This window comes from Pseudolysinimonas sp. (assembly GCF_057350545.1).
In genome coordinates this window covers 1-14,162 of record NZ_JBMRCP010000084.1, presented here as the reverse complement: position 1 = coordinate 14,162, position 14,162 = coordinate 1, and the positions used below count along the sequence as shown (strand labels likewise).

Genomic DNA, 14,162 nt, shown 5'->3' with positions numbered 1-14,162 from the left:
GTCGCTCATGCCTCCCGCCGCGCGCCCGCCGCGGGCGCTCGTGATCACGCCGACGTACGACGAGGCGGGCAGCCTCGAGTCGACGGCGACGGCGCTCTTCGCCGCGGCTCCCGACGTCGACCTGCTGGTCGTCGACGACGCGAGCCCCGACGGCACGGGCGACATCGCCGACCGGCTCGCCGCCGCCGACCCCCGGGTGTCGGTGCTGCACCGCACCGGCAAGGACGGTCTCGGCCGGGCCTACGTCGCCGGATTCGATCTCGCCCTCGAGCGCGGCTACGACGTCGTCGTCGAGCTCGACGCCGACGGATCCCACCCGCCCGCCGCTCTGCCGTCGCTGCTCGCCGCCCTCGCCGCCGACCCCGGCGTCGGGCTCGCGATCGGATCCCGATACGTGCCCGGCGGCGGCCTCGCCGACTGGGCCGCGGGGCGGCGGCTGCTGAGCCGCGCCGGCAACGCCTACGCCCGATTCATGCTGCGACTCCCGGTGCGCGATGTGACGGCGGGGTATCGCGCGTACCGTGCCGAGGTGCTGCGCGACATGCCGCTGCACGACATCCATTCGCGCGGGTACTGCTTCCAGATCGATATGACCCTCCGCACGCTCGACGCGGGCTGGAGGGTCGTCGAGCGTCCGATCGAGTTCCGGGAGCGGGTCGCCGGGCGGTCGAAGATGAGTCGCGCGATCGTCGTCGAGGCGATGCTGCGCGTCACCGGGTGGGGCATCGCGCGGCTGTTCCGCCGCCCGGTCAGGCCGCGGTCGAGAGCGACCGCCGAGACCTGAGCCGCCGCAGCACTCGCAGCAGGAGGCGGGCAGGCACGCCCACGACGAGAGCCGCACGACCGCCGACGGACCGGTCCGCGGCCCCGAACGCGCGCTTGCGGTCCCACGCCGTGCGCATCGCGCCGCCCGGCGGGAGGCTCGACGGCCGCGGGGTGAGCACTCCCTCCCGTCGGCGCGCGACGAGCATCGCCGCGAGCGTGCTCCAGTCGGCAGCCCCGGCGTCGTGGAAGTAGTTGTCGTCGAGCCACGCGGGGTCCGGATGCCGGAACTCCCGCCGCACGACCGCGTCGATCCCGCCGAACAGCCCGCTGCCGACGAAGACGGGGTTGATGAGCGACGGCGCCACGCCGAACGTGTCGAGCGCGATCACCGGGATTCCTCGGGCGACGGCCTCGATCGCCGCCGTCGACGACACCGTGACGAGTCCCTCGGCCGTGTCGAGCGCCTCCGCCATCGGGGCTGCAGAGACGGCGAGATTCGCAGGCCGCGGGCCGAACGTGTCGAGCAGGTCGGGGTAGGCGTCGTCTTCGGGATGCGTCTGCCGCTCCCCCGCCACGGCGCGCACCTTGATGACGACGCGCTTCGCGGGATCGGCGAGCGCCGCCTCCCGCAACGCCGCCGCGACCAGGAGCCGGTTCTCGCGTGTCGCGGGCACGATCGCCTGCGCCGCGAAGACCAGGTCGGTGCCCCGCGCCGGCCGCTGCTCGGCGAACGGCAGCGTCGCGAGGCCGAAGCGGTGATCCCAGCCGCGGCTCGCGGCCAGCTCGCCGAACTCACGCACCTCGCGACGGGAGTGCAGCACGACGAGATCCGCTTGACGCCGGTAGACCAGCGCCTTGCGGGTCGCCGGGATGGAGATGCCCGGCAGACCCGAGAGGAGCCCGGGTCGTGGCTCGAGCCGCGCGATCATGCGCAGCAGGACGCGCGCGATGGGGCCGGCGGTCGCCACGAGCACCACATCGGGCGCGAGTTCGGCGACGCGCGCGACGACCTCGGCCGGAGCGATCCGCCGCACATCGCGGATGCCGCTGCCGGCGAGCGCCGCCGCGAGTTGCCCGTCGCTCACGACGATCGGCGAGTCGACGACGAGCAGCGCGCGCTCCCACCCGGGAGGCGCCGACCCGAGCAGCGCGGCGCCCCACTTGACGTAGGAGTCGGAGTCGGCGAGCGCCAGAATCCTCACGGGCGCGGCCACATCACGCTGTCGGCACTCGCCGCAGCTTCGCCATCGGGGCCACCTCGCCCGGCATGATGCGCTTCACGCCGTCGCCCATCGCCTGCTCGATGATCCGGATGTCGCGCACGAGATGCTGCAGCCCGGTCGGCTCGAGCGACGCCGCGTGATCGGAGCCCCACATCGTGCGGTCGAGCGTGATGTGCCGCTCGATCGCCGCCGCCCCGAGCGCGGCCGCGGCGAGGGAGATCTGCAGGCCCGGCTCGTGGCCCGAGTATCCGACCGGCACTCCCGGGAAGCGGTCCCGGAGCGTCGCGATCATCTTCAGGTTCGCCTCCTCGGCCGGCATCGGGTAGGTCGAGGTCGCGTGCAGGAGCACGAGCCGCTCGACGCCGAGCACCTCGACGGCCGCGTCGATCTGCTCGAGCGTCGACATCCCGGTGCTGAGGATGACCGGCTTGCCCGTCGCGGCGAGCGCACGCAACAACTCGAGGTCGGTCACGCCGGCCGACGCGACCTTGTGCGCGACGACGTTGAGCTCTTCGAGGAAGTCGACGCTCGGCACATCCCACGGCGACGCGAACCAGTCGAGGCCGCGCAGCGTCGCGTGGTCGCCGATCTCGATGTACTGCTCGCGGTCGAACTCGACGCGGTAGCGGTACTCGAGGTAGGTCATCGTGCCCCACGGGGTCTCGCGCGGCACGTCGCGCATGTGCGCCGGGGTCGAGATCTCGGGGGTGCGCTTCTGGAACTTGACCGCCTGCACCCCCGCATCGGCGGCGACGTCGATGAGCCGCTTCGCGAGCTCGACATCGCCGTTGTGGTTGAGGCCGATCTCGCCGATGACGTAGGACGCGAGGCCCTCGCCGACGACGTGCGAACCGATGCGGACGTTCATGATGTGCTCCTGGGTGTGGGGGTGGAACGGGAACTCTCACGGGCGGCGAGGATGCGCTCTGCGGCTTCGCGCACCGCGCCGCGACCGCCCGCACTGCCGAGCACGACCCGCGCCGCGGCGAGCACGCGGGGATGCGCGTCGGGCACCGCGAGCGGCCAGCCGACGAGGGCGAGGCAATCGAGGTCGTTGACGTCGTTGCCGAGATACGCGACGCGGTCGAGGTCGAGGTCGTGCTCGGCCACCCAGGCGCGCAGCGCCGACGCCTTGTCGGCGAGCCCCTGCCGCACGTCGACGCCCAGCTTTCGCGCCCGCGCCGTGACGACGGGATTGACCTCGGTGGAGAGGATGAGGGTCGGCACGCCCGCCGACCGCAGCAGCGCGACACCCATCCCGTCGCCCCGGTCGACGGCCACGAACTCGGCACCGTCCTGGCCGACGAGCACCGAGTCGTCGGTGTGCACGCCGTCGAAGTCGGTCACGAGCGCGTCCACGTCGAGCGAGCCCGCCGACGACACGAGCGGGGCGATCGCGGAGGCGATCGTCAGCTGTTCCGGGGTGTCGACCTCGATCGCACCGCGCTCCGCGACGAGCGCGACCCCCGTGCGGCCGAAGAAGCGGTGCCGCGCCGCACGGAAGCCCTCCGCTTCCATCACGTAGAACGCCCCCGTCTCGAGGTACTCGGGTTCGCGTTCCTGACGACGAGGGCGGCGCGAGGGATCGTGGTTGACGCCCCGCATCCCCTCCTCGCCGTGTCGCCAGAGGAAACCCCACGACTCGACCGCGGAGAACACGCTCGACTCCGGCCCCTCGAGCACGCGGCCCACCGCGTCGTCGAGGTCGGCCGCGTCGATGAACGGCGAGGTCGCCTGCAGGAAGACCACCACCCGGGTCGAGACACCACGCGCCTGCAGGGTGTCGAGCGCGTGCAGCAGAGCCGACTCGCTCGACGCGGTATCGCCCGACAGCTCTGCCGGACGGTCGACGACCTCGGCGCCCCACTCGCGTGCCACCGCCGCGATCTCCGCATCGTCCGTCGACACGACGACGCGATCCACGCGCGCCGCCTCACGCGCCGACGCGATCGCCCGCGCGACGAGCGGCACGCCCCCGACGCGGCGGAGGTTCTTGCCCGGCACCGCCTTCGAGCCTCCGCGGGCCGGGATGACGGCGACGACCTCGCCGCTCACGCGAGCACCCTGCCGAGCGTCGTGTCGGCCGACGACCCCGACGACGCGATCTCGAGCCCGTCGACGCCCGCGAGAAACAGCTCCACCGGCAGGCGCGGCTCGACCACGGTCACCCCGGGGATGCGCGCCACCGCCGCCACCTCGGCCGCCGGCTCGCGGCGGTGCGGCAGATAGACGGCACCGCCGTCCGCCGCGAACCGAGCGACCTGGGCGTGGTGCTCCTCCCGGCCGAGCAGCCCGTCGGCGACGCGCGCCGTGCCGAGCAGCACGCGGTGTCCGGGCAGGCGCGGCGGCCGCGCGGTGCGGCGGGTCCACGCGAACCGGTTGGCGCGCAGCCGCACCCCGAGGGCCGCCACCGCCGCGAACTCAGGGCGCTCGGGGCCGAAGACGGAGAAGAACGCGAGCCGACCCGATCCGGCGAGGCGCAGCAGGTGGTCACGTGCCAGCTCCCCGAGCACCCGCCGGACGCGCCCGACGGGCTGGTCGGGTCGCTCGAAGTCGCCGATCCCGGCGAGCCCCGCGGCGAGGCGCAGGCTCATCGTGCCGTCGTCGAGCAGCGTCACCGCACGGGGGCGCAGCACGGCGGCGGCGAGCCGGAACTGACCCGACAGCCCGTCGCCGATCACCCACTCCTGGGCGCTCCGAAGCTCCGACCACGGGATGCCGACATAGGGCTCGCACGAGGCGAACGCCGCGCCGCGGGAGAGCAGCTCGGCTGCGGTTTCGGGCATCTGCGGACCGAGGCGGAAGACGACGCGGAGCCGGACCCCCCGCTCGGCGGCGAGCTCGGCGGCCGACACGAACTGCAGGGGCGACTCCACCCACACCACGGGGTACCCCGACACCGCCATGTCCGCCTCGATCCGGCCGGGTGCTGAAACCGGCCGCATCCCCACGTTCACCCGGACGTGTGGACGAACGGCGACCGCGACGTGTCGCGGAGGTGAATCGAGGATTTCGATACGCGTGCCGCGGTGCGGCGCGCTACTCAACCCGCGGGCTCTCGCTTGGAGGTTTCCGCCAAAGCCCCGTGCGGGAGCGTCGGTAGGCTGGCCACCGTGACCGACGACGCCGCCGCGCCCATCCCCGACCTCTCGACGACCGCCGGGAAGCTCGCCGACCTCAAGGTGCGCTACCACGAGGCGGTCACCGCGAGCGGCGAGGCCGCGATCCAGAAGCAGCACGCGAAGGGCAAGAAGACCGCCCGCGAGCGCATCGAGGAGCTGCTCGACCAGGGCTCGTTCGTCGAGCTCGACGAGTTCGTGAGGCACCGCACCAACGCCTTCGGGATGGAGCGCAACCGCCCCTACGGCGACGCCGTCGTCACCGGCACGGGAACGATCCACGGGCGCCAGGTCGCCGTCTACTCGCAGGACTTCACCGTGTTCGGCGGCTCGCTCGGCGAAGTCGCGGGCGAGAAGATCATCAAGGTCATGGAACTCGCGCTCAAGACGGGCGTGCCGATCATCGGCATGCTCGACTCGGGCGGCGCGCGCATCCAGGAGGGTGTCGTCGCGCTCGGCAAGTACGGCGAGATCTTCCGGCTCAACACCGCCGCCTCGGGAGTCATCCCGCAGATCTCGATCATCATGGGCCCCGCCGCGGGTGGTGCCGTCTACGGCCCCGCACTCACCGACTTCGTGATCATGGTCGACAAGACCAGCCAGATGTTCGTCACCGGCCCCGACGTGATCAAGACCGTCACCGGGGAAGACGTCGGGATGGACGAGCTCGGCGGGGCCCGTACCCACAGTCAGCGCACGGGCGTCTCGCACTACATGGCCGACGACGAGGACGACGCGCTCGACTACGCGCGTGCGCTCGTGTCGTTCCTGCCCGACAACAACCTCGTCGACCCGCCCGTCTACGAGTCGGAGACGGCGCTCGAGATCACCGACGAAGACCGCCGGCTGAACACCGTCATCCCGGACTCGCCGAACCAGCCGTACGACGTGACGACCATCATCTCCTCGCTCGTCGACAACGGCGACTTCCTCGAGGTGCAGCCGCTCTTCGCCCCCAACATCGTCGTCGGCTTCGCGCGCATCGAAGGCCGCAGCATCGGCATCATCGCCAACCAGCCGCAGCAGATGGCCGGCACGCTCAACATCGACGCGGGCGAGAAGGCCGCGCGATTCGTGCGGTTCTGCGACGCGTTCGGCATCCCGATCCTCACCCTCGTCGACGTGCCCGGCTACCTCCCCGGCACCGACCAGGAGTGGACGGGTGTCATCCGTCGTGGCGCGAAGCTCATCTACGCCTACGCCGAGGCGACCGTGCCGCTCGTCACCGTCATCACCCGCAAGGCCTACGGCGGCGCCTACATCGTCATGGGCAGCAAGCAGCTCGGCGCCGACCTCAACTTCGCCTGGCCGACCGCCGAGATCGCCGTCATGGGCGGCCAGGGCGCGGTCAACATCCTCTACCGGGGCGAGATCAAGAAGGCCGAGGAGGCGGGCGAGGATGTCGCCGCCGTGCGCACGCGCCTCGCCAACGAGTACACCTACAACGTCGCGAACCCCTACCTCGCGGCGGAGCGCGGGGAACTCGACGGCATCATCGAGCCCGCGGCGACCCGCGTCGCGATCGTGAAGGCGCTGCGGGCGCTGCGCACCAAGCGCGCGTCGCAGCCGCCGAAGAAGCACGGGAACATCCCGCTGTGACCGACTCCCCCGCGCCGGACATCCGCATCACGGGCGGCCGACCGTCCGACCACGACGTGGCGGCCGTCACGGCCGTGCTCACCGCAGCCCTCGACGAGCTCGCCGGCGAGCACCGCCGCCGCGGAGACGCGCGCCCGAGCGCCTGGGAGTCGAGTCGCCGCGCGATCCGCACGCCGCTGCCGTACGGAGCGTGGCGCAACTTCGAGGCCTGAGAGGGAATCCGTCGCGTCGGCACCCGATTCGGTGGATATTCCCCCGCTCCACGACGGATTATCGGGGTGTTGTCCCCCGAAACACCGCGACCTCAGCCGATTCGTGCCTCCCGGCGGGCCCACATGACCCCCTTTGTCCCCCGAAATGACGACTTGGGGTTCAGCGGCAGCCCGGGTAGCTTCAAACCTGCAGGTGCATCTCCTCTAGATGAGATTCACCACCATGGATCGGCGACAAGGGTAAGCGTGCCGATCATGTGGGGGCGAGTCAGGGCGATATTCGGGTTGTCGCCCTGACTCGATTATTGGGCGGGGCCGGGTCGAGAGACCCGGCCCCGGTCCCATCTCCGGTGACGGGCACATTCGATCCCGCGGATGATTCCGGGCCGCTCCCTCTCCCCCTAGAGTTGTCCGCGACCGTGCGAACCGCGAGCCCGCGAACCGCGCAGACCACCCGACGAGGTATTCGTGACCGACGCCGCCACGACGGCATTCCCCTCCCGCCCGGCGCCTCGCGGCAACTGGCGTCAGCGCGCCGGGTACGGCCTCTACCACGGCGCGAGCCGCCTCAGCTGGGCCGAGCCCGAGATCCGCGGGCTCGAGCAGGTGGTGAAGCCCGGAGACACCGTGCTCGACGTCGGCGCCGCCCTCGGGATGTACACCGTGCCGCTGTCGTACCTGACCGGTCCGACGGGCCGCATCTTCTCCGTCGACCCGCAGCCGCGGAACTTCCACGTCGTGCGGTTCCTCCGACGTCTCACAGGGGCCACGCGGGGCACCATCCGCCGCATCGCCTTCGGCCCGCAGGAAGGCGAGAGCAGCATCGCGGTGCCGATCATCCTCGGCCTGCCGATCTTCGGCCACGGACACATCGCCGACGGCGTGCGGGAGAAGGGGCCGCACCGCATCCGCTACACCCCCACGCCGGTCGACACGATCGACTCCTGGGTCGCGCGCGACGGCATCGAGAAGGTGTCGTTCATCAAAGTCGACGTCGAAGGCTTCGAGCCGTCGGTCGTCGAAGGCGCCCACGACCTCATCGACCGCGACCGACCGAGTCTTCTGCTCGAGATCGAGGACCGCCGTCTCGTGCGCTACGGCCGCACGACCGCCGACGACTTCCACCGCGGGCTCATGGAGCGCTGGCCCGACTACCGGATGTACACGTGGTCGGGTACGGCGTGGGTGGCCACCGACGTGATCCGGCCCGACGTACGCAACTACCTCTTCACGACGAAGGACCTCACCGCGGCCTAGACCGTCCTGGGGATCTCCAACCAGAGCTCGACCTCGTCGTCGTCGAGCGAATCGCCGAGAAGGCTCGCGCTGCCGTCGTCGCTCGAACGGAGGCCGACGACCGTGACGGCCACGTCGGAGCCTTCGGGCACGGTGCGCGCGATGACCTTGTCGGCGTTCGTGCGACGCAGGGCGTCGGCGAGAGCGCCGAGCACGCGCTCGAGCTCGGGACCCTCGAGGTCGTCGATCCCCCCCTCGTCGAGCAGCGTCACGGTCGTGCCGCGGCGACGCGCGAGCATCACCTGCTCGCGCACCGCGTCGTTGAGCAGCTTCCGCCCGCGGATCTCGTCGCGGATCGCGCCCTCGAGGTGCAGGCACTCGGCGCGCTGGGCGGCGGTGAGGTCTCCCCCGCTCTGCTGGATGGTGCGCAGCATCGGAAGCGCCATGACCGTGGTCTGACCGAGGCGGAACTGCCGCTCGTTGAGATGCGCCTCCTGCGCGGCCTGCCACTCGGTCGCACCGCGCTCTGCGATCGCGAAGCGCTGCGAGTCGCGCACCGCCTTGGAGAGAGCGTTCGTGAGCAGGTGCGCGACGCCGACCCAGGACGCACTGCCGATCACTCCGATCGCGGGAAGCGCCCCGGGGCCGGCCCAGATCGAGGTTTGGATGACGAGGAAGGCGATGCCCGCCCAGGCGAACCCGGGGCGACGACGCACCGCGATGATCGTCATGAGTGCGCCGACGCCGGCGACGTACCACGTGGCGTAGCCGTTGCCGCCCGACCGACCGGGATCGTCGATGCCCCACGTGACGAGCATCGGCACGACGACCGCGACGGCGACCGCGAACGCGGCGAGCCAGATCGGCATGCGCGGTCGCTTGTCGGGGAACAGCACCGCGATCGTCCCGACGACGTAGACCGCCATCGCCGCGTAGACCGGGTCGGTCGTGTCGTAGACCTCGGCGGGATCGGGCGACCCGAGGGAGTAGAACGCGAGCACCATCAGGTAACCGGAGAAGAGGGCGGCGACGAGCACGATGAGCGGCCGCGGGACGTTGATCCTCACGAGCCCGGCTCCGCCTCGGCCGCACCGGTGGCCGTCAGAGCGGAGGCGTCATCGCCGCCCCAATCGAGAGAGACCACGGTTCCTTCGCCCGGAGAGGTGCGGATGTGCGCCTGCCCGCCGGCGCTCGCGACCCGCTCGAGGATCGAGACGCGTACGCCGAGCCGCTCCGTCGGGATGAGGTCGGGGTCGAACCCCGCGCCCTTGTCGCCGATCTCGATCGTGAACGCCTGATGACCGCGTGACGTCACGTCGACCCACCGTTCGACGCCGTTTCCGGCGTGCTGGAGGCTGTTGACCATCGCCTGCACCGTGGCCGAGTACGCGGCCTCCGCGACGTGCACCGGGATCATGCACCACTCCGCCGCGTGGGTGCGCACCGTGAACGACTGCGACATGCTCTCCGCCGCGCTCACGATCCGCTGGGCGACCATCTCGCCCGAGACCGTCGCCTCCGAGTCGGGAGCGACCGCGACGGCTTCGCGCAGGTGCCCGATCGCGTTGCTCGCCATCGTCGCGGCGAGCGCCTTCGCCTCGGGGGTGAAAGCACGCGCTGCCGAGAGCAGCGTCGTGAGCACGCTGTCGTGCACGATCGAGTCGACCTGCACGCGCTCCGACTCCGTCGCGTGCTGCCGCACGGCGTGCGAGTACCGCTCGAGGGCGTTCTGCTGAGCCGTGTCGACCCCGGCCGCCGCAGCGCGCAGGACGGTGATGAGAATGAGGATGGCGCCGCCGAGCAGGATCGAGTAGACGGAGTCGAGGATCGCGCGGTACCCGTCGGTGAGGCCGCCCGCGGGCGTGATGCGGATCAGGCCGTAGAGGATCGGCGTGCCGACCGTGTAGACGACGGCGAGGGGCAGCTCGAGCGCGACCGAGGCGAGCGCCGTCGCGATCGTCAACAGCATGTAGAGCCAGTAACTCTCGTTCTCGCTCCACGCCGAGGCGCCGCCGGGCTGGCCCACGACGGTGCTCGCCGGTTCGAGCAGCGCGAACGGCCAGCTCACGAGGGCGATCAGGTACCCGATCGCGAAGGCGATGTAGGTCGAGCGCACCATGCGCTTGAGCGTCGCCGCGATGACGCACGCGAGCAGCGACCCGATCAGCAGGGCCAGGATGGCGACGTTCCACGCCGGGGCCATGTGCGGCAGCTGATTCAGGATGAGCGGGATGGCCTGCAGGAAGAAGGCGACGCCGATGACGGCGGCAAGGCGCGCGATGGCCGCGTCGACGCGAAGCAGACTGAGCGGGTTCCGGACCGGACGCCCGAATGCGGGCTCTCCGGCGGCGGGGCTAGGAGTCGCCACCGTCGGGGTCGAGGCCCGGCAGGATGCCGTCCTCCACCGCTCGACGGAGCAGGTCGACCTTGGTCGGCGCCGGGCGCCCGACCTCGACGTACTTGACGCGGATGCGGTCGAGGTACTCCCGCGCGGTCGAGTAGCCGATCCCGAGCTGCTCGGCGGCGAGCTTCAGCGGGAGGCCGGACGCGTACAGGTGGAGGATCTCCCGTTCGCGGCGTCCCAGCTGCGCCTTGGCGAAGTCGCGATCGGCATCGATCGCGGTCGCCCATTCGAGGTTGTTGAGCACGTCACCCCGAGCGACCGTCGCCGCAGCGGCGATGACCGTCTTCGTGGCGGACGACTTGGGGATGACTCCCGCAGCACCGGCCGCGAGAGCTTCGCGCACGAGGGCGACGCGGTCGGCGATGCTGTGCACGAGCACCGCAGCACCGGCGGCCTGAACGCCCTTGACGTTCTCGGTGACGCTCGAGCCGTCGCCGAGCGAGAGATCGAGCACGACGACGTCGACCTCGCGTCCGCCGAGCGAGCTGATGAGGTCGGCGACCGTCGGCGCGACCTCCACGACGTCGTACCCCTCGTCGGCGAAGGCGGCCTTCAGACCGAGACGCACCGACTCGTGGTCATCGACGATCGCGACGCGGAAGCCCGCAGTGACCGCCTCGGCGTCGGGGGCACGGTCGATCATCTGCGACACACTCATCCCGTTCTCCCCCGCTGTTCCGAGCCGGTAGACGGCCGGGCGGTCCTGATCCGTCCCCCATCGTACCCTCACCAGGGGTGGACGAACCGATCTATCCACACCCCGCTTTCGGGTGGGACGCCCGCGACCCCAGGCTGATCAGGCGCGACGGAACGTTCCGACTGCTTCGACGTGATGAGTGTGCGGGAAGAGGTCGAAGGCGCGGAGTCCGACGAGCTCGTAGCCGAGCCCGGCGAGCACCGCGACGTCGCGCGCAAAGGCGACCGGATCGCAGGCGACGTAGACGAGCTGCGCGGGCCGCACGGCGGCGAGGCCTTCGAGCACCGCGGCTCCGGCGCCCGACCGTGGCGGGTCGAGCACGACCGTACCCGCGGCGAGCCGCGCGCGCTCCCCCGCCGACGCCTCGCCGAGCCCCCGCACGTAGACGTCGACGCGTGCGGCGATCGCGGACGCGCCGATCCACTCGGCGAGGTTCTCGGCGGCGTGCTCGGTCGCGCGGGCATCCGACTCGACGGTCGTGATGCGCACCCCCGCCCCGAAGCGATCGCCGACCGCCGCGGCGAGCAGCCCGACACCCCCGTAGAGGTCGAGGTTCGCCGCCTTCGGATCGAAGAGCTCCGGATCGATCGCGTCCTGCACGGCGGCGCTGAGCGTCGCGGGGGCCGCGGAGTGCACCTGCCAGAAGCCCGTATCGTCGACGCGGAACTCGCGATCGCCGACGCGCTCCCGGATGACGGTGGGCTTCTGAGCGCCGATCACGAGTCGCGCGCCATCGCCGACCGTCGGGGCGAGCACGGTCACCGAGCCGGCGCCGGGCATCGAATCGCGCAGGGGCGCGAGCTGGCGCACGGCCGCGACCGCGAGCGGGAGGTCGGCGACCGGCACGACCGTGTGCGACCGCGCCGCGTAGGGTCCGACCCGGCCGTCGTCGGCGACGTGGAGGCGCTCGCGGGTGCGCCAACCTGTGCCGTCGTCGGCTCCGGGGAGCGCCTCGACGACCACCTGGCGCTCCGTCTTCGCCATGCGGCTCAGCGCGTCGGTGAGCACGTGCGCCTTGAGTGCGCGTTGGCGCGCGAGCACGATGTGACCGTAGTCGGCGCCGCCGGGCCGCTCCGCCGGGTCACGCTCGATCGCCGCCTCGGGCCACACGTGCGGACGGCGGTCGGGGCTCGCCTCGAGCACGCGCACGGTGTCCGCGCGCCAGAACTTCGGTTTCGAGTCATCCGTGACACGCGCCACGACGCGCTCGCCCGGGATCGCGTCGGCGACGAAGACCACCCGCCCGTCGTGCCGAGCCACCGACTCACCGCCGTGGGCCATGTTGGTAGCCTCGACCTCGATCTCACGGCCCCGCATGTCGCCCATTCGAGCAAGCTTAGGAGCCCGACCCGTGACACCCCGCGCGGCGGTGCCGCTCTACCTCGCCTCGACCTCCCCGGCCCGCCTGGCGACACTGCGCGCCGTCGGCATCGAGCCCGTCCCGATCGCTCCGGGCGTCGACGAGGAGGCCGCCGTCGCGGCCGCCGGGCCCCTCACACCACCCGAGATGGTGATGCTCCTCGCGCGGCGCAAGGCCGAAGCCGTCGCGGCGACGCACGCCGGGCTCGACGGGCTCGTGCTCGGCGGCGACTCGGCGTTCGAGCTCGACGGCGTCGTCTACGGCAAACCGCACCGTCCCGAAGTCGCCCGCGAACGGTGGCTGGCGCAGCGCGGTCGGTCGGGTGTGCTGCACTCCGGCCACTGGCTCATCGACGCGAGAACGACACGGGCGGTCGGAGCTCCCGCCGCCGCGAGGGTCGACTTCGCGAGCGACATCACCGACGACGAGATCCACGCCTACATCGCGACCGGCGAGCCGCTCCAGGTCGCCGGCGCCTTCACGATCGACAGCAAAGGCGCCGCCTTCATCGCCTCGATCGAGGGCGACCCGCACGCCGTCGTGGGCCTCAGCATCCCCCTCCTCCGCACCCTCGTGCGCAGCCTCGGGATCGAGTGGACCGACCTCTGGAACCGGTGACACCTGTCGGGAGCGCGCGGGCATCCCGTCGCCCTGCAACTGAGGTGACCCACCGCGCTGCGTGCCTCTTTCTGTGGACCCTCGACAAACGACCCCGGAAAAGGCCGCACTAGGCTCGGGAGTTATGGCCACCGCCCCCGCTACGCCGCGCCGGAAGATCACCAAAGTCCTCATCGCGAACCGCGGGGAGATCGCCGTGCGGGTCATCCGTGCTGCCCGGGACTCCGGGATCGGCTCGGTCGCCGTCTACGCCGACCAGGATCGCGACGCGCGCCACGTGAAGCTCGCCGACGAGGCGTACGCCCTCGAGGGCACGACGTCGGCCGAGACCTACCTCGTGATCGAGAAGATCCTCTCCGTCGCCCGCCGCTCGGGGGCCGACGCCATCCACCCCGGCTACGGGTTCCTCGCCGAGAACGCCGACTTCGCGCGCGCCGTGATCGACGCCGGCATCATCTGGATCGGCCCCTCGCCCGAGGCGATCGAGCGACTCGGCGACAAGGTCTCTGCGCGCCACGTCGCGGAGAAGGTGGGCGCGCCGCTCGCGCCGGGAACGCTCAACCCGGTGAAGGATGCCGACGAGGTGCTCGCGTTCGTCGACGAGGTCGGGCTGCCGGTCGCGATCAAGGCGGCCTTCGGCGGCGGCGGACGCGGACTCAAAGTCGCCCGCACGCGCGAGGAGGTGCCGGAGCTCTTCGACTCGGCGACGCGCGAGGCCGTCGCGGCGTTCGGGCGCGGCGAGGGCTACGTCGAGAAGGACCTCGACGAGCCGCGCCACGTCCAGACGCAGTGTCTCGCCGACCCCGCCGGCCCAGTCATCGTCGTCTCCACGCGCGACTGCTCGCTGCAGCGCCGCCACCGGAAGCTCGTCGAGGAGGCGCCCGCGCCGTTCCTCACCCCCGAGCAGACCGAGCTGCTCTACACGTCGT

General features: G+C 71.7%; 14 protein-coding genes. 6 read left to right on the top strand and 8 right to left on the bottom strand.

The window, feature by feature from the left end:
* The first annotated feature begins 7 nt into the window (after positions 1-7).
* Positions 8-784 carry a polyprenol monophosphomannose synthase gene (locus ACO1X9_RS12125; RefSeq protein WP_486351098.1) on the top strand — a complete coding sequence of 259 codons (777 nt, stop codon included), beginning with the start codon at positions 8-10 and terminating at the stop codon, positions 782-784.
* Here ACO1X9_RS12125 and ACO1X9_RS12120 read toward each other — a convergent pair.
* The 4 genes from ACO1X9_RS12120 to ACO1X9_RS12105 are packed head-to-tail and all read right to left on the bottom strand — an operon-like array spanning position 750 to position 4,894.
* Complete coding sequence (locus ACO1X9_RS12120) at positions 750-1,979, bottom strand: DUF6716 putative glycosyltransferase (RefSeq protein WP_486351097.1); 1,230 nt, start codon at positions 1,977-1,979, stop codon at positions 750-752. The two genes, ACO1X9_RS12125 and ACO1X9_RS12120, sit on opposite strands and share 35 nt — an antisense overlap.
* 1 nt (position 1,980) lies before the next feature.
* Positions 1,981-2,856: an N-acetylneuraminate synthase family protein gene (locus ACO1X9_RS12115; protein WP_486351096.1), complete on the bottom strand. Its 876-nt coding sequence runs from the start codon at positions 2,854-2,856 to the stop codon at positions 1,981-1,983.
* Positions 2,853-4,043 carry a cytidylyltransferase domain-containing protein gene (locus ACO1X9_RS12110; RefSeq protein ID WP_486351095.1) on the bottom strand — a complete coding sequence of 397 codons (1,191 nt, stop codon included), beginning with the start codon at positions 4,041-4,043 and terminating at the stop codon, positions 2,853-2,855. Before ACO1X9_RS12110 ends, ACO1X9_RS12115 begins: the two co-directional genes overlap by 4 nt.
* Complete coding sequence (locus ACO1X9_RS12105; protein ID WP_486351094.1) at positions 4,040-4,894, bottom strand: hypothetical protein; 855 nt, start codon at positions 4,892-4,894, stop codon at positions 4,040-4,042. Before ACO1X9_RS12105 ends, ACO1X9_RS12110 begins: the two co-directional genes overlap by 4 nt.
* Before the next feature lie 207 nt (positions 4,895-5,101).
* On the opposite strand from ACO1X9_RS12105, the gene ACO1X9_RS12100 reads away from it, so the two are divergent.
* The 3 genes from ACO1X9_RS12100 (at position 5,102) to ACO1X9_RS12090 (ending at position 8,175) form a co-directional block, all read left to right on the top strand.
* Positions 5,102-6,706 carry an acyl-CoA carboxylase subunit beta gene (locus tag ACO1X9_RS12100; RefSeq protein WP_486351093.1) on the top strand — a complete coding sequence of 535 codons (1,605 nt, stop codon included), beginning with the start codon at positions 5,102-5,104 and terminating at the stop codon, positions 6,704-6,706.
* The gene (locus ACO1X9_RS12095; protein ID WP_486351092.1) at positions 6,703-6,918 is read left to right on the top strand and encodes an acyl-CoA carboxylase epsilon subunit; all 216 of its coding nucleotides are present in this window, start codon (positions 6,703-6,705) and stop codon (positions 6,916-6,918) included. Before ACO1X9_RS12100 ends, ACO1X9_RS12095 begins: the two co-directional genes overlap by 4 nt.
* 468 nt (positions 6,919-7,386) lie before the next feature.
* Complete coding sequence (locus ACO1X9_RS12090) at positions 7,387-8,175, top strand: FkbM family methyltransferase (protein WP_486351091.1); 789 nt, start codon at positions 7,387-7,389, stop codon at positions 8,173-8,175.
* Here the strand turns inward: ACO1X9_RS12090 and ACO1X9_RS12085 are convergent.
* The 4 genes from ACO1X9_RS12085 to ACO1X9_RS12070 all read right to left on the bottom strand — a co-directional run bounded on the left by ACO1X9_RS12085 (position 8,172) and on the right by ACO1X9_RS12070 (position 12,581).
* Positions 8,172-9,221 (bottom strand): hypothetical protein, encoded by a 1,050-nt coding sequence (locus ACO1X9_RS12085; protein ID WP_486351090.1) that lies wholly within the window; start codon positions 9,219-9,221, stop codon positions 8,172-8,174. The genes ACO1X9_RS12090 and ACO1X9_RS12085 overlap by 4 nt on opposite strands.
* Complete coding sequence (locus ACO1X9_RS12080) at positions 9,218-10,522, bottom strand: sensor histidine kinase (RefSeq protein ID WP_486351089.1); 1,305 nt, start codon at positions 10,520-10,522, stop codon at positions 9,218-9,220. The genes ACO1X9_RS12085 and ACO1X9_RS12080 overlap by 4 nt, the downstream gene beginning before the upstream one ends.
* Entirely contained in the window at positions 10,509-11,201 is a 693-nt protein-coding gene (locus ACO1X9_RS12075) for a response regulator transcription factor (protein ID WP_486351088.1), read from the bottom strand. The genes ACO1X9_RS12080 and ACO1X9_RS12075 overlap by 14 nt, the downstream gene beginning before the upstream one ends.
* A gap of 153 nt (positions 11,202-11,354) precedes the next feature.
* The gene (locus tag ACO1X9_RS12070; RefSeq protein WP_486351087.1) at positions 11,355-12,581 is read right to left on the bottom strand and encodes a class I SAM-dependent RNA methyltransferase; all 1,227 of its coding nucleotides are present in this window, start codon (positions 12,579-12,581) and stop codon (positions 11,355-11,357) included.
* Between the two features lie 43 nt (positions 12,582-12,624).
* On the opposite strand from ACO1X9_RS12070, the gene ACO1X9_RS12065 reads away from it, so the two are divergent.
* Both ACO1X9_RS12065 and ACO1X9_RS12060 read left to right on the top strand, forming a co-directional pair.
* The gene (locus tag ACO1X9_RS12065) at positions 12,625-13,233 is read left to right on the top strand and encodes a Maf family protein (protein ID WP_486351118.1); all 609 of its coding nucleotides are present in this window, start codon (positions 12,625-12,627) and stop codon (positions 13,231-13,233) included.
* Between the two features lie 124 nt (positions 13,234-13,357).
* On the top strand, positions 13,358-14,162 hold an 805-nt coding region (locus ACO1X9_RS12060), incomplete at its 3' end, for a biotin carboxylase N-terminal domain-containing protein (RefSeq protein ID WP_486351086.1).

Bases quoted from the DNA above. Each gene is read 5' to 3' on its own strand.
- ACO1X9_RS12125 (WP_486351098.1), top strand. From the start codon at position 8: ATGCCTCCCGCCGCGCGCCCGCCGCGGGCGCTCGTGATCACGCCGACG.
- ACO1X9_RS12115 (WP_486351096.1), bottom strand. From the start codon at position 2,856: ATGAACGTCCGCATCGGTTCGCACGTCGTCGGCGAGGGCCTCGCGTCC.
- ACO1X9_RS12105 (WP_486351094.1), bottom strand. From the start codon at position 4,894: ATGGCGGTGTCGGGGTACCCCGTGGTGTGGGTGGAGTCGCCCCTGCAG.
- ACO1X9_RS12075 (WP_486351088.1), bottom strand. From the start codon at position 11,201: ATGATCGACCGTGCCCCCGACGCCGAGGCGGTCACTGCGGGCTTCCGC.
- ACO1X9_RS12070 (WP_486351087.1), bottom strand. From the start codon at position 12,581: ATGGGCGACATGCGGGGCCGTGAGATCGAGGTCGAGGCTACCAACATG.